Origin of the sequence: Micromonospora arborensis (assembly GCF_003205615.1) — a bacterium.
Taxonomy (GTDB): Bacteria; Actinomycetota; Actinomycetes; order Mycobacteriales; family Micromonosporaceae; genus Micromonospora; species Micromonospora arborensis.
Map to the genome: position 1 here is coordinate 63392 of NZ_PYBV01000002.1, position 15540 is coordinate 78931.

Sequence of the window (15540 nt, forward strand, 5' to 3'; positions counted from 1 at the left end):
GCCCGGACAGCGGCTGAGGAGGAGCGTGCCTAGGTGCTGATCGCCGGTCGATACCGGCTGCTCGACCTGGTGGGCCGCGGGGGCATGGGTCGGGTGTGGCGGGCCCGCGACGAGATGCTGCACCGCGAGGTCGCGGTGAAGGAGATCGTGCCGCCGAGTTGGCTGGCCGATCCGGAACGGGCCGAGCTGCGCTCACGCACCCTGCGCGAGGCGCGCGCCGCGGCCCGTCTCAACCATCCCGCCGTGGTCCGGCTCTACGACGTCATCCCGGTCGACGGCAGCCCGTGGATCGTGATGGAGTACGTGCCGTCGCGCACCCTGCAGGACGTGGTGGACGACGAAGGGCCACTGGAGCCGGACCGCGCGGCCCGGATCGGCCTGGCCGTGCTCGACGCGCTGCAGGCCGCGCACACCGCCGGGGTGCTGCACCGCGACATCAAACCGCAGAACGTGCTCGTGGCGCACGACGGGCGGGTGATGCTCACCGACTTCGGGCTCGCCACCTTCGACGGCGGCGACGGCACGATGACCCGCCCCGGCATGGTCCTCGGCTCCCCGCAGTACGTCGCCCCCGAGCGCGCCGCCGAGGGGGTCTCCACGGTGGCCGCCGACCTGTGGTCGCTCGGGGCAACCCTGCACGCCGCCGTGGAGGGCCGTTCCCCGTACGCCCGCAGCACTGCGATGGCCACCCTGAGCGCGCTGGCCGCCGGGCCGCCGGATCCGGCCCCGCACGCCGGGCCACTCGCGCCGGTGCTCGCCGGGCTGCTGCGCCGCGACCCGCACGACCGCCTCGACCACGAGACGGCCCGCCGGTTGCTCACCACGGCCGCGACCGGCCGCACCGCGCCGCCGCCGACGACCGGCCACTTCGATTCGCCGTCGGCGACCGACCACCTCGACGCGGCGGCGGCCGACCGGCCCACCATGGCCGACGACCAGGACCTCACCATCCCGCTGCCCGAGCCCAGCCAGGCCGCCGAACCGGGCGAACCGGCGCCGGCGCTCCCGCGACCGGGCGCACCGCGCCCGCCACGGCGGACGGCGCTGGTCGCCGTGGCGCTACTGGTGGCCGCCGTCGCCGGCGTGGGCACCGCGCTGGCCGTCACCGCCGACCAGCCCACCGGCACCACCTCCCGGCCCACCGGGTCGCCGCCGTACGGCCCGCCATACGGCGGCGGCCCGGATGGCCCGTTCGGTCCGGGCCCCGACCGGCCCCGCCCCCCGCCGGGTGGGCGCGGAGTGCCCCCGCCACCGTTCCCCTGCGTCCGCCCGGACATCGTCGGTGTGCCGGTGTCGGCCGGTACGCCGGTCCTCGGCGAAAAGCTCCACCCGCCGCCCGGCTGGGTCTGGCACGCCGACACCTCCGGCTTCCGGGTCTCCGTTCCGGCGACCTGGCGATACTCCCGCGACGGCACCGCGGCCTGCTTCCAGGACCCGGCGACCGGCCGGGCCTTCAGCGTCGCCGAGGGACGCCCGGCCGATCCCCTGGTCCGGCTGCGGACCGCCCGTGACGCGACAGCCGGGGCCGGGGCTCTGCCTGGGTACGACGAGATCCTGCTCGCCGCGAGCGACCGCGGTGCGGACTGGGAGTGCCGCTGGAGGGCACCGGACGGGCCCTGGCTGCACGCCCGGCAACACGTCGTCGGGGCCGGCCGCTGGACGCTGGGTTGGATCACCGACGACGCGGACTGGGCCTCCGCCGGCACCGACTGGGCGAAAGTGCGAGATAGTTTCCGAGCACCCCACTGACCTGCACCGTATGGCCATGATCCAGGCCACCGTCCGGCGTGGATCGAGGCCGCTCAGTGGATGAGAATGCCGGTATCCGTGGCTATCGTGTAACCCGGGGTGACCGAGGGGGAGCGACCGTGCATCAGTTGCTGATCGCGGGTCGGTACCGGCTACTCGACCTGGTCGGCACCGGCGGGATGGGCCGGGTGTGGCTTGCCCGCGACGAGATGCTGCACCGCGACGTCGCGGTGAAGGAGGTCGTGCCGCCGTCCTTCCTGGCCGAGGCCGAGCGCGAGGAGTTGCGGCTGCGGACGTTGCGCGAGGCACGCACCGCTGCCCGACTCAACCACCCCAACGTGGTCCGCATCTACGACGTGGTGCACGACCGGGAGAACCCCTGGATCGTGATGGAGTACGTGCAGTCCCGATCGGTGCAGCAGATCATCAGCGCCGAGGGGCCACTGAGCCCGCAGCGCACCGCCCGGATCGGGCTGGCGGTGCTCGCCGCGTTGCGGGCCGCGCACACGGCCGGGGTGCTGCACCGCGATGTGAAGCCGCACAACGTGCTGGTCGCCGACGACGGGCGCGTGGTGCTCACCGACTTCGGGCTGGCCACCTTCGACGGCGGCGAAGGTGCGATGACCGGGCCCGGGATGGTGCTCGGTTCCCCGCAGTTCGTCGCGCCGGAACGGGCCCGCGAAGGGGTGTCCGATCCGCGTACCGACATGTGGTCGCTGGGCGCGACGCTCTTCGCGACGGTCGAGGGCCAGTCGCCGTACGCCCGGTCGAGCGCGATGGCGACACTGAGCGCGCTGGCAACCGAACCACCGGACCCGATGCGCCGTGCCGGTCCGTTGCGTCCCGCCCTGAGCGGCCTGCTGGAGCGCGACCCCAGGCGGCGGTTGACCGCCACCGAAGTGAAGCCGCTGCTGCGAAACGCCGCGGCGGACGACAACCAGACCGCCGGTCCGGCCCGGTCCTCGGCAGTGGCCGCGGTACGCAGCGCGGGCCGTGCCGTCGTGCCCGACCGGGTCGACCCGCTCGACCCGCTCGACCCGCTCGGGCCGGTCGGGCCGGTCGGGCCGGTCGGGCCGCTCGATCCGGTCGGGCCCGCGCACCTAGTCGGCCCCGCGCACCCGTCCGGTGGCCCGGCGGACTCCGGCGGCCCGGCGGACCCCGGTGGCTCGGCGGACCCCGGTGGCTCGGCGTATCCCGACCCGGCACACCCCGGCAGCCCCGCACACCCCGGTGGCTCGGCGTATCCCGAGGGCCCGGCACACCCCGGCGGCCCCGCACACCCTGGCGGCCCAGCGGCGGCCCGGCGGCCAGCGGGCCGCCTCCGCAAACGGCGGCAGCGCCTGATCGCCCTGGTGGCGACGGCCACCGCCCTGCTCGTCGCCACAGGTGTCAGGTTGGCGGTCGTCGACCGGAACAATGAGCGGACGCCACCATCCGGTTCCGGCGGCGGGGCACCGTCCCCCCGGCCGGCCGCGTTCGCCTGCGCGAAGCCACCGCCACCGACGGCCACCCCGGTGGCAAAGGTGCCCCGGCCGGCTGACGCGCGATACCGACTGCGCGACGGCTGGACCTGGCACGACGACCCGGCCGGGTTTCGGATCGCCGTGCCGGTGGGCTGGACGCGCTGGACCGAGGGGGCCGTGACCTGCTTCCGGGAGCCCGACGGCGCCCGGGTGCTCAGTGTCGAGGCGGGGCCGGCGCGGCCCGACCCGGTGGCGTACTGGCAGGCCGAGGAGGTACGACTCACCACCGGCGACCCACTGCTGACCGACTACCGCAAGGTGGACATCTCCGCGATGGACATCTTCGAGGGTGGCGCGGTCTGGGAGTGCGGCTGGGAGAACGCCGCCGGCGAGCAGGTTCACAGCTTCCGGTTGCTGGCCAACACCTCGGCCCGGCGTTCCTTCATCGTCTCGTGGTTGACAAAAGAGTTCGACTGGCAGGTCAACGCGGCATACTTGCCGATGATTCGGCAGAGCTTCACCCCCGCCATGTGACCGTGTCCGATGTGGACCATCCGGGTGATGCCCCTGCGGCGCCGACGCTGACTACAGTGGCGTAGTTTTGGGCGCTCAAGATCCCTGGGGAGGGTGAGCCGAGATGATGGGACCGCAACACGCGCTGTCCGGCGCGGCGGTGTGGCTGGCTGGCTCCTGGGCACTGGAGCAGTTCGCCGACTACCACCAGTCGCCGCTCGCGTTGGCGGTGGGCACCGCGGTGTGCGCCGGCGGCGCGCTCTTTCCCGACCTCGACATGTCGGGCAAGGTGACCAAGAACCAGGGTGGGGCGACCGTGGCCCGTACCTTCGGGGTCTTCTCGCTGTTTGCCGCCGAGGTGATGGAGAAGATCTCACTTGGGGTCTACTACGCCACGAAGCTCAGCAAGGACCCGCGCCGCAACAACGGGCACCGGACGCTGACGCACACGCTTCCGTTCACCGTGCTGGTCGGCTGGGGCACCACCGCGCTCTGCGCCGCGTACGGCAAGTGGGCGGTGATCACCATCCTGTTCTTCATGTTCGGCCTGGCGCTGCGCGGGCTGTTCGACGAGTGGGCCGAGCGGGCCGGGTGGGTGATCATCACTCTCGCGTCGGCCGGAGCGGCCTGGTTCACCTTCGCCAACCTCCCGGGCGGGCGAGGCTATCCCCTGATCGGCACCGCGCTGGGCGTGGGCTGCTTCGTGCACATCCTCGGCGACATGATCACCCGAGCTGGCGTGCCGATCCTCTGGCCGATCCCGATCAAGCGGCGCATGTGGATGATGATCGGTCTGCCGAACCGCATCGCCCTGCGCGTCGGCAGCAAGGCCGAGGTGGTCGGGATGCGAATCGCCCTGACCATCGTCTCGGTACTCGCGACCGTAGGCCTGATCGCGCCCTCGGTGCTGAGCCGGTTCGACATCGACATATGACAGACGCGGCGCCAGAACGACCGCCAGCCGCCGATACGCGGGTGCCGGAGTTCTGGCGTTCGCTGGGGCTGCCCGGTCTGGCCGACGTCCACGTGCACTTCCTGCCGCCGCGCCTGCTCCGCCGTGTGTGGGCCTACTTCGACGCGGCGGGGCCACTGGTCGGCACCGAATGGCCGATCCGCTACCGGTGGAGCGACGCCGACCGGGTCGCTCACCTGCGTCGGCTCGGGGTGCGGGCGTTCAGCGCGTTGGCGTACGCGCACAGGCCGGGAATGGCGGCCGACCTCAACCGCTGGACACTGGAGTTCGCCCGCGACACCCCCGGTTGCCTGGCCTCGGCCACGTTCTTCCCCGAGCCGAATGCCCCCGGGTACGTCGCGGCGGCGCTCGCGGGTGGCGCCAAGCTGTTCAAGGTGCACCTGCAGGTCGGGGGCTTCGCGCCGACCGACCCGATGCTGGACCAGGTCTGGGGGATGCTGGCCGATGCGGCGGTGCCGGTGGTGGTGCACGCCGGACACGCCCCGGTGGGCACCCCGCACACCGGTCCCGGCCCGTTCGCCGACCTGCTCGCCCGCCACCCCCGGCTGACCGCGGTGGTGGCGCACCTCGGCGCACCGGACTACCGCGCCTTCCTCGACCTGGCGGAGGCGTACGAGCAGGTCCGGCTGGACACCACGATGGCATTCACGCCGTTCTTCGACCAGTTCGTGCCCTTCCCCGCCGACGAGTTGCCCCGGCTGCGCGAGTTGGGGCTGGCCGGCAAAGTGCTGCTGGGCAGCGACTTCCCGAACATCCCGTACCCGTACGCCGACCAACTGACCGGGCTGGCCCGACTGGACCTGGGCGACGACTGGCTCCGCGCGGTCTGCTGGGGCAACGCCGCCGCCCTGTTCGACCTGCCCTGAACCCGTCCGGCAGACGACCCGCCCCACCCACCGCCGCGCCCTGCCCACTTCCGCATCCTGCCCACGCCGCGCCCTCCTAAGGTCGCTGCCTGCCAAGATCGTGCCCGATCCTGGAAGTAGTTGCCTCCACCGCAACCCGAAGCAACTACATCCAGGATCAAGCACGATCTTGCGGATTGCCCCGACTCCGGAAGGGCCGACGAGACCCGATGCCCGACGGTCACGGGGGCCGGCACGGGGCCCGGTCGGGGGGGCCGGCACGGGGTCCGGTCGGGGGGGGCCGGCACGGGGTCCGGTCGGGGGGGCCGGCACGGGGTCCGGTCGGGGGGTCCGGCCGGGGTCCGGCCGGGGGGGCCCAGGCAGGGCCGACGCAGACCGGCCGACGCGGGGGCATGGCGGCCACCCGACGGGCTGGACTTCTTTTCGACATCACCTATTGACGTCGCCGTAACAGGTGGCCTAGCGTCTGTCGAACCGCTTCGTCGAAGCGTTTCGACGATCATGCGGGAGCGATCCCACGCAGGCCAGAGGAGGTGCGCGGTGGCCACCATGCATGACGTCGCCCGCCTCGCACGAGTCTCGGTCAGCACCGTCTCGTACGTACTCACCGGCACCCGGCCGATCTCGCAGGCCACCCGGGACAAGGTGCTCGCCGCGATGGCCGAGCTCGACTACCAGCCCAACGCGATGGCCCGGGGCCTGGCCAGTCGGCGCAGCCGAATCCTCGGCCTGCTGATGCCGATGGACGAGCGTGGCCTCGGCGCCACCGAAACCGCGTTCGTCACCGGCGCCGCCGCGGCGGCCAGCGCCGCCGGCTACCACCTGGTGCTCTCGCCGGTCGGCGGCGGCGACCTCGACGACCTGCGGCGGCTGGCCAGCCAGCGGATGCTCGACGGTGTCGTGCTGATGGAGGTTCAGCTGGCCGACGAACGGGTCACCGTCCTGCAGGAGGCCGGCGTGCCACTGGTGCTGATCGGCCGCACCGGCGACACCAGCACGCTCTCCTACGTCGACATCGACTTCGACCAGACCGTCCGGGATGCTGTCGCGCACCTGGTCGGTCTCGGGCACCGGCGGATCGTCTACGTCAACCACTCGGCCGCCACCCTGGCCAGCGGTTACGGGCCCGCGCTGCGTACCCGTGATGCTTTTGTCGCGGCGATGACCGGGCACGGTCTCGAGCCGGTGATGATCCCGGCCGAGGACAGCGCCGCCGGCGGGCGGGCGGCCCTGGCCGCCGCTTTCGCGCGGGCCCCGGAGCTGACCGCCGTGCTGGCCATGAACGAGACCGCGATCTTCGGCATCCTCGGCGAGTTGACCGGCCGTGGGTTGTCGGTGCCCGACGACGTCTCGGTCGTCTCGATGGTCACCTCGACGCAGGTGGCCGAACTGGCGACCCCGGCGCTGACCGCGATGACGTCACCCGGTTCGGCCCTCGGTCGGATCGCCATCGAGGCGCTACTGCGCCACCTGGATGGCCCTGGCGACCAACGTCACCAGCAACTGCTGCCGTGTGCGTTGGAGATCCGGGGATCGACCGCCGCGCCCCGGCGGCCGACATTGGTCACCTCTCGCCCATCGTCGATCGACGGGGGCTGACCAGCGACAACGGCCCGCCGCCGCGCGGCAACGCGACGACGGGCCCAGTGCAGTACCGGCTAGATACTCAACGAGGAGGATAGCAATGCAGCGATTCCGCCGGCTCGTCGCCGCGCTCGCCCTGGCGGCGACCGCGACGACCACCGTGGCCGCCTGCGGTGGTGGTGACAACGGGGACGACAGCGACGCCAAGGTGCTCAAGCTCTGGCACTACGAGAGCGAAACCAGCGCCATGGGGGTCGGCTGGAACCGGGCGATCGAGATCTTCAAGACTGAGCACCCGGGCGTCGAGGTGCGCTTCGAGCGCAAGGCGTTCGAGCAGATCCAGCAGAACGCCGGCATGATCATCAACTCGGCCGAGGGCCCGGACATCATGGAGTACAACAAGGGCAACGCCACCGCCGGCCTGCTCTCCTCCCAGGGTCTGCTCTCCGACCTGAGCGCCGAGGCCGACAAGCGCGGCTGGGCCGGCAAGCTCAGCCCCAGCCTGCAGACCACCGCCCGGTACAGCGACAAGGGCGTGATGGGCTCGGGCAAGTGGTTCGGCGTGCCGAACTACGGCGAGTACGTGACGGTCTACTACAACAAGGACCTCTTCGAGCGTAACGGCGTCAAGGTTCCGACCACGATGGCCGACATGACCGCCGCGATGGACACCTTCGTCAGCAAGGGCATCACCCCGCTGGGCATGGCCGGCGCGGAGTACCCGGCCGGTCAACTCTTCTACCAGTTGGCCCTGTCCAAGGCGGACCGGCAGTTCGTCGACAACTACCAGCTCTACAAGAACCCGGTGGACTTCAAGGCCGACCCGCTGAAGTACGGCGCGGCGACCTTCGCCGACTGGGTGAAGAAGGGCTACGTCGCCAAGGACTCGGCCAGCCTGAAGGCCGAGGACATGGGCACCGCGTTCATCGGCGGCAAGGTTCCGATGATCGTCTCGGGTAGCTGGTGGTACGGCCGGTTCAAGACCGAGATGAAGGCCAACTGGGACACCTTCCTCTTCCCCGGCAACACCCTGCAGGCCGGCTCCTCCGGCAACCTCTGGGTGGTCCCGGAGAACAGCAAGGCCAAGAGCCTGGCGTACGACTTCATCGACATCACCCTGCGTCCGGAGATCCAGGACCTGATCGGCAACAACGGTGGCGTTCCGGTCGCCGCTGACGCGTCGAAGATCAGCGACCCGAAGGACCGCAAGCTGATCGAGGACTTCAACACGGTCAGCAAGTCCGACGGGCTCGCCTTCTACCCGGACTGGCCGGTCCCCGGCTACTACGACGTGCTGGTGGGCGGCTTCCAGGGCCTGATCAACGGCTCCAAGTCACCCGACCAGGTCCTCGACTCGATCGCCAAGCCGTACGCGGATGGCGTCAAGGAGATCACCGGCAAGTGACACGGCGAGCGGCGGGCGCGATCGGCACGACCGGCGCGCCCGCCCGCCCCGCCGGGAAGGATCTTCCATGGCAGTCTCCGAGACGGTCGCCGCCACACCGCCGGCCGTGACCCCCACCCCGCCCGTGCCCAGCCGCCGACGTCGCGGCCGCAACGCGGCGTACTGGCTCTACCTGCTCCCCGGAGCGGTGCTGTTCATCCTGGTCATCGGCGCACCGCTGATCGGCACCCTCTACCTGTCGCTGACCAAGTGGTCCGGCATCGGTGACCCCAGGTGGGTCGGCCTGGACAACTACCAGCAGTTGTTGCACGACGACGTGTTCTGGGCGTCGTTCCGCAACACCGTCTGGATGCTCGTCGCAATGGTGGTGGTGCCCACCCTGCTCGGGCTGCTGCTCGCCGCAGTGCTCTTCGACGTCATCGGCCGCCGGTTCAAGCCCCGCACCGCCGCCGCGCTGCGGGCCGCGTTCTACCTTCCGCAGGTGCTGCCCGTCGTGGTGGCCGGCATCGTCTGGGGCTGGATCCTGCGCCCCGACGGCGCGTTCAACAGCCTCCTCGACGCGGTCGGTCTCGGCGCGCTACGCCACGACTGGCTCGGCGACCCGGACACTGCCCTGCCGGCCGTGATGGCGGTGATGATCTGGGTGCAGATCGGCTACCCGGTGGTCGTCTTCATGGCGGCGCTGCAGCGGGTCGACCCCGAGTTGTACGAGGCGGCCGAGGTCGACGGCGCGAACTGGGTCCACCGGTTCCGGGCGATCACTCTCCCGCAGATCCGGCCGGAAACCTTCGTGGTGGCCCTGACCTGCACCATCGCCGCACTGAAGGTGTTCGGGCCGATCTTCGCCCTGACCCGGGGCGGCCCGGAGAACTCCACGAACGTGCCGTCCTACTTCGCCTACTACACGTTCTTCAAGAAGCTGCAGGTCGGCTACGGTTCCGCGATCTCCACCGTGCTGACTCTGATCATCGTTGTGGTGGCCGTGCTCTTCATCTGGCTGCAGGCTCGCAGCGAGCGCCGGGACCGGGGGTTCTGAGATGGCCGTCATCACTCCGACCGCCGCGCCGGTGACGCCACGCCGGCCCGTACCCGATCGGCACCACCGTGGCGTCAGCCGCTGGGTCGTGCTCGCCCTGGTCGTCGTCGGCGCGCTGGTCATGTTGGTGCCGTTCGCGTTCATGCTGCTCAACGCGTTCAAGTCGCCCGGTGACTACTCGTCGGCTGGCCCGCTGAGCTGGCCGACGGAGTTCTACACCTTGGGTCTGCGGACGTACTGGACCGAGGTGAACTTCCCGCTCAAGCTCTGGAACTCGGCGCTCATCGCCGGCTCCGTTGCCGTGCTCGGCGTCGCCGTGTCGCTGCTCAACGCGTACGCCCTGGGTATCGGTCGGGTCCGCGGCCGGCTCTGGATCGTCGGTCTCTTCCTGCTGGCCAACATGCTGCCGCAGGAGGCGCTGATCTACCCGCTGTACTACGTGGCGAAGCAGGTCGGTCTCTACAACACCCAGCTCTCGGTGATCATCATCTTCACCGTGATCCAGAGCGCGTTCGGCACCTACCTGCTCGCCTCGGTGATGAGCACGTTCCCGCGTTCACTGCTGGAGGCCGCGGCGCTGGACGGCGCCGGCAAGTGGACGGTGTTGTGGCGGGTGGTCTTCCCGAACCTGCGGCCCACCCTCGCGGTGCTGCTCATCTTCTTCTTCATCTGGACCTGGAACGAGTTCCTCATCCCGCTGGTCATGCTGATCGACAACCAGACGCAGACCATTCCGGTCGCGCTGGCGTCGCTGCAGGGCGACCGGTTGATGGATGCTCCGACCACCAACGCCGGCGCGTTGATCAGTCTGGTGCCGGCCATCCTCTTCTTCCTCATCTTCCAGCGCACCCTGGCGCGCGGCATCACGGCAGGAGCCGAGAAGTGAAGTTCACCGACGGGTACTGGCAGCTACGCCCCGGCGTCAGCGTCCTGCGGCCCGGCATCGTGGAATCGGTCGAGCCGGACGATCGCGGCTTCACCGTCTTCGCGCCGACCGGTCAGATCACCGGACGCGGCGGCACCCTCAACCGGCCCCTCGTCACCGTCCGGTTCTTCTCCCCCGCCCCCGGCGTCATCGGGGTGACCATCGCCCACCACACCGGCGGGCTGCCCCGCGAGCCGCACTTCGGGCTGAACACCGACGAGACGCACCCGGTCACCGTCGACGTCACCGGCATCAGCGCGACGCTGACCACCGGCGAGCTGACCGCGCGGGTCGCGCTCGTCGACGGGTGGCGGGTCGACTTCCTGCACGGCGACCGACTGGTCACCGCGTCCACCGAGCGCAGCATCGGCGTCGTCACCGACGCCGAGGGCCGTCCGCACGTGCACGAGCGGCTCGCCCTGGGTGTCGGTGAGACGGTGTACGGGTTGGGCGAGCGCTTCGGCCCGTTCGTCAAGAACGGGCAGACGGTCGACATCTGGAACGCCGACGGCGGCACCGCCAGCGAGCAGGCGTACAAGAACGTGCCGTTCTACCTCAGCAGCGCCGGCTACGGGGTGTTCGTGGACCACCCCGAGCACGTGTCGTTCGAGGTCGGCTCCGAGGTCGTCACGCAGACCCAGTTCAGCGTCGAAGGGCAGTCGCTCACCTACTACGTCATCGACGGGCCGAACCCGAAGGACGTGCTGCGCCGCTACACCGCGCTCACCGGCCGGCCGGCCCGGATCCCCGCCTGGTCGTACGGGCTGTGGCTGTCCACCTCGTTCACCACCTCGTACGACGAGAAGACGGTGACCGAGTTCGTCGACGGGATGGCCGAGCGCGGGCTGCCGCTGTCGGTGTTCCACTTCGACTGCTTCTGGATGCGGCAGTTCCACTGGGTCGACTTCGTCTGGGACCCGGCGACCTTCGGAGACCCGGAGGGGATGCTGCGCCGGCTGCACGAGCGTGACCTGAAGGTGTGCGTCTGGATCAACCCGTACATCGCGCAGCGCTCGTACCTGTTCGAGGAGGGCCGCGAGGCCGGCTACCTGGTCCGCAAGCCGGACGGGTCGGTCTGGCAGTGGGACAAGTGGCAGGCCGGCATGGCGCTTGTCGACTTCACCAACCCGGATGCGGTCCGCTGGTTCACCGGCAAGCTCAAGGCGTTGCTCGACATGGGCGTCGACTGCTTCAAGACCGACTTCGGCGAGCGCATCCCGACCGACGTGGTGTGGCACGACGGCTCGGACCCGCAGCGGATGCACAACTACTACTCCTACCTGTACAACAAGGCTGTCTTCGAGTTGCTGGAGGCGGAGCGCGGGAAGGGCGAGGCGGTGCTGTTCGCCCGCTCGGCCACCGCCGGGGGGCAGCAGTTCCCGGTGCACTGGGGCGGCGACTGCGAGTCGACCTTCGTCGCGATGGCCGAGTCGCTGCGCGGCGGCTTGTCGCTGGCCGCGTCCGGCTTCGGCTACTGGAGCCACGACATCGGTGGCTTCGAGGGCACCCCCGACCCGGCCGTGTTCAAGCGGTGGGTCGCCTTCGGGTTGCTCTCGTCGCACTCCCGGCTGCACGGTTCCGGCTCGTACCGGGTGCCGTGGGCGTTCGACGACGAGGCCGTCGACGTGCTGCGGCACTTCACCCGACTCAAGCTCGGCCTGATGCCGTACCTGGCGGCCGCCGCGCAGGAGGCCCACCGCGACGGTACGCCGGTGATGCGGCCGATGTTCCTGGAGTTCCCGGACGACCCGGCGACGGCGTACCTGGACCGGCAGTACATGCTCGGCCCCGACGTGCTGGTCGCTCCGGTGCTCAACGCCGACGGCGACGTCACCTACTACGTGCCCGCCGGCACCTGGACGCACCTGGTCACCGGCGCTCAGGTCACCGGCCCGGCGTGGGTCACCGAGAAGCACGGGTTCGACAGCCTGCCGGTGCTGGCCCGGCCCGGTGCGGTCATCCCGTTCGGCTCCCGCAACGACCGACCGGACTACGAGTGGGCCGACGATGTGCGGCTGCGGCTGTACGCACCGGCCGAGGGGCAGCGGATCCGGGTACGGGTACCGTCACCCGGGGACGGGCCGGGCGCCGAGTTCGACGTGCGCTACGAGGATGGGACTGCCAGTGCCGAATTGGTCGCTGGCACCTCGACGGGCCACATCTGCGAGATCCAGGGGATTGAACGATGACGCAACACCACTTCCCGGAAAGCTTCGTCTGGGGGTCGGCGACGGCGGCGTACCAGATCGAGGGTGCGGTCACCGAGGACGGGCGCGGACCGTCCATCTGGGACACCTACAGCCACACACCCGGTCGGACGCTGAACGGCGACACCGGCGACGTGGCCGCCGACCACTACCACCGGTGGGCTGAAGACCTCGGGCACATCACCGACCTCGGGCTCAGCGCGTACCGATTCTCGATCGCCTGGCCGCGGGTGCAGCCGGGCGGCTCGGGCCGGTTCAACCAGGCTGGCATCGACTTCTATTCGCGGCTGGTGGACGGGCTGCTGGAGCGGGGCGTCCGCCCGGTGGCCACCATGTACCACTGGGACCTGCCGCAGGAGTTGGAAGATGCCGGCGGCTGGGCGGCGCGGGAGACCGCGCTGCGCTTCCAGGAGTACGCGGCGGGCATCGTCGGCGCGCTGGGCGACCGGGTGCACACCTGGACGACGCTCAACGAGCCGTGGTGTTCGGCGTACCTGGGTTACGCCTCCGGTGTGCACGCGCCGGGTCGGACGGAGCCGGCGGCGGCGCTGGCCGCGGTGCACCACCTCAACCTGGCGCACGGGCTGGCCGGCCGGGTGGTCCGGGAGCTGGCCCCGACCGCCGAACTGTCGGTGACGCTGAACCTGCACGTCATCCGCCCAGCGTCGGACTCGGAGGCGGACCGGGACGCGGTACGGCGGATCGACGCGTTGGCCAACCGCGCGTTCCTCGGCCCGATGCTGGACGGCGAATACCCGGCCGATCTGCTGGCCGACACCGCGTCCGTCACCGACTGGTCGTTCGTCCGGGAGGGCGACGAGAAGCTGATCGCGGTGCCGCTGGACGTGCTGGGGGTCAACTACTACTCGAGCACCCTGGTCCGGGCCTGGGACGGGGTGTCGCCCCGCTCGGACGCCGACGGGCACGGCGCTTCGACCTCGACGCCCTGGGTCGCCGCCGACAACGTCGACTTCCTGCCGCAGCCCGGCCCGTACACGGCGATGGGTTGGAACATCGACCCGCCGGCCCTGACCGAGCTGCTGCTGCGCCTGCGGCGCGAGTACCCGAGCCAGCCAATGATGATCACCGAGAACGGCGCGGCGTTCGACGACGTGGTGTCGGCCGACGGTCGGATCCACGACGACCGACGGATCGACTATCTGCGCCGGCACATCGGCGCGATGGCCGACGCCCGGGCCCAGGGCGCCGACGTGCGCGGCTACTTCGTCTGGTCGCTGCTGGACAACTTCGAGTGGGGCTACGGCTACGACCGCCGCTTCGGGATCATCCGGGTCGACTACGACACCCAGGTCCGCACCTGGAAGGACAGCGCCCACTGGTACCAGCGGCTCGCCGCCACCGGCGAGCTGGACCAGACACCGGACTGACTCGACCCCACGGCGTTGGTGGGCCCAGGACCGTGTCCTGGGCCCACCGTCGCCAGTGTCAGTTCTCGTTACGTCGCAGTCTCAGTCGGGCCAGCAGTAGCAGGCCCACGCCGAGGCCGACTCCGGTGGACCCTATCCCGAGCATCGGCCAGGACGAGGTGCCGGTGACCGGCAACGGGTGCTTGGTCGGGTAGCCCGTCGGGCTCACCGGCGGCTGGGTCGTCGGTGCGGAGGTCGGCCCGGTAGGTGTGGGTGTCGGCCCCGTCGGTGTTGGCGTCGGCCCCGTCGGTGTGGGTGTCGGCGTCGACGGTGTGGGCGTCGGCGTCGACGCTGTCGGCGTCGGCGTCGGTTGGGAGCAGTTCAACAGCGCTGAGAACGGGAAGTCATGGATCTCCCCGCCGTCGTGCGTCAGGGTCCGGCTGATGATGCTTCCCTCGATGTTGCTGTTCGTCGCGGCATTCAGGGCGGCGTTGGGCGCGTAGATCGTGCCCTCCAGCGTCGCGCTGTCGTCGGTAAGCGTGATCGAGGTGGCAGTCGGGAAGTTGAACAGGATGTATCTGGCCTGTTCTCCGCCGATTCCGGCGAAGTTCGGCGCCCGCCAGACGAACTCGTCGGCGACGTCACTGGTGTCCACGTTGACCAGCAGCGGCGTGTCGGCAGTGGGCTGGTCGGCAAAGGTGAGCACCGAAATGTTGGCAAGGTCGCTGGCCGACAGATCGAGCACGTTCGTGACACCCGGGGCGAGGTTGACCACCGCGTTGCTGCCCGGAGGAACAGGCCGGGGCAACGGCGCACCCTCCGGGGTGGTCAGCACAACGTTTTGCTGACAGGTGGCCAAACTGGTGGCGGTCGCGCGGAAACCGTCGAACGCGCCGGCAAAATCCAGCGGCGAGGAGGGCCCGACACTCGCCACAGGTTGTCGGGTTACGAGTTCGACCCGGGGTGCTGCCTCGTAGTCGTCCGCCGGCAGGACCCTGGTGTTGACCGCTGCGTCGTTGTTGTCGGTGTCGCGGACAAATGTTCCGGTCAGGTTGCCGATCTTCACGTAGCCGTTCTGCAACACCTGTAGCCGCGACCCAGGGACGCTGGCGGCGAAGTCGACCCGGCCGCCCACCAGGAGGGCCGTCGGATTACTGTCCGGCGGCACGACGAAAGACCCGGCATTGTTCCCGGCGACCTGATAGTTGCCGAAGCTGAGGTTGCCTCCGACCGCGATGGTCCCCTCGTTCTCGGCGCCGACCAGCCGCGCGTCTCCGGCGGTCATGACCAGGAAGCCCTGCGTTCCGGCCACCGGATCGACCGGTTGCCGGGGCTGAGCCTCGGAGGTGGTCGCCAGCAGCGCCAGTATGCCGACGGTCGCCCCTCCCACCAGGGGCAGAAGCAGCCGTCGATTGCCCACCCTGGTACGCGTTCTCACTTGCACTGTCTCAC

At 70.5% G+C, this 15540-nt stretch carries 11 protein-coding genes; 10 read left to right on the forward strand and 1 reads right to left on the reverse strand.

What is annotated here, in order from left to right:
- Nucleotides 1-84: 84 nt before the first annotated feature.
- The 10 genes from C7C45_RS01370 to C7C45_RS01415 all read left to right on the forward strand — a co-directional run bounded on the left by C7C45_RS01370 (nucleotide 85) and on the right by C7C45_RS01415 (nucleotide 14109).
- Nucleotides 85-1749, forward strand: coding sequence for a serine/threonine-protein kinase (locus tag C7C45_RS01370; protein WP_425271103.1), 1665 nt, complete (start codon nucleotides 85-87; stop codon nucleotides 1747-1749).
- Nucleotides 1750-1868: 119 nt separating this feature from the next.
- Complete coding sequence (locus C7C45_RS34695) at nucleotides 1869-3746, forward strand: serine/threonine-protein kinase (RefSeq protein WP_244200181.1); 1878 nt, start codon at nucleotides 1869-1871, stop codon at nucleotides 3744-3746.
- 103 nt (nucleotides 3747-3849) lie between these two features.
- Nucleotides 3850-4659 (forward strand): metal-dependent hydrolase, encoded by an 810-nt coding sequence (locus C7C45_RS01380; RefSeq protein ID WP_110561772.1) that lies wholly within the window; start codon nucleotides 3850-3852, stop codon nucleotides 4657-4659.
- On the forward strand, nucleotides 4656-5564 hold the full coding sequence (locus tag C7C45_RS01385; RefSeq protein ID WP_110561773.1) for an amidohydrolase family protein: 909 nt from the start codon (nucleotides 4656-4658) through the stop codon (nucleotides 5562-5564). The genes C7C45_RS01380 and C7C45_RS01385 overlap by 4 nt, the downstream gene beginning before the upstream one ends.
- Nucleotides 5565-6113: 549 nt before the next feature.
- A complete protein-coding gene (locus C7C45_RS01390) occupies nucleotides 6114-7163 on the forward strand; it encodes a LacI family DNA-binding transcriptional regulator (RefSeq protein WP_244200189.1) in 1050 nt (349 codons plus the stop codon).
- An 85-nt stretch (nucleotides 7164-7248) separates the two neighbouring features.
- Nucleotides 7249-8553 (forward strand): ABC transporter substrate-binding protein, encoded by a 1305-nt coding sequence (locus C7C45_RS01395; RefSeq protein ID WP_110561775.1) that lies wholly within the window; start codon nucleotides 7249-7251, stop codon nucleotides 8551-8553.
- A gap of 67 nt (nucleotides 8554-8620) precedes the next feature.
- The gene (locus C7C45_RS01400) at nucleotides 8621-9589 is read left to right on the forward strand and encodes a carbohydrate ABC transporter permease (RefSeq protein WP_110561776.1); all 969 of its coding nucleotides are present in this window, start codon (nucleotides 8621-8623) and stop codon (nucleotides 9587-9589) included.
- A gap of 1 nt (nucleotide 9590) precedes the next feature.
- Nucleotides 9591-10475, forward strand: a complete 885-nt coding sequence (locus C7C45_RS01405; protein WP_110561777.1) for a carbohydrate ABC transporter permease — start codon at nucleotides 9591-9593, stop codon at nucleotides 10473-10475.
- Nucleotides 10472-12703 carry an alpha-xylosidase gene (gene yicI / locus C7C45_RS01410; RefSeq protein WP_110561778.1) on the forward strand — a complete coding sequence of 744 codons (2232 nt, stop codon included), beginning with the start codon at nucleotides 10472-10474 and terminating at the stop codon, nucleotides 12701-12703. The genes C7C45_RS01405 and yicI overlap by 4 nt, the downstream gene beginning before the upstream one ends.
- On the forward strand, nucleotides 12700-14109 hold the full coding sequence (locus C7C45_RS01415) for a GH1 family beta-glucosidase (protein ID WP_110561779.1): 1410 nt from the start codon (nucleotides 12700-12702) through the stop codon (nucleotides 14107-14109). The genes yicI and C7C45_RS01415 overlap by 4 nt, the downstream gene beginning before the upstream one ends.
- 58 nt (nucleotides 14110-14167) lie before the next feature.
- On the opposite strand, the gene C7C45_RS01420 is transcribed toward C7C45_RS01415, so the two are convergent.
- Nucleotides 14168-15526, reverse strand: coding sequence for a collagen-binding domain-containing protein (locus C7C45_RS01420; protein WP_425271101.1), 1359 nt, complete (start codon nucleotides 15524-15526; stop codon nucleotides 14168-14170).
- Nucleotides 15527-15540: the final 14 nt, after the last annotated feature.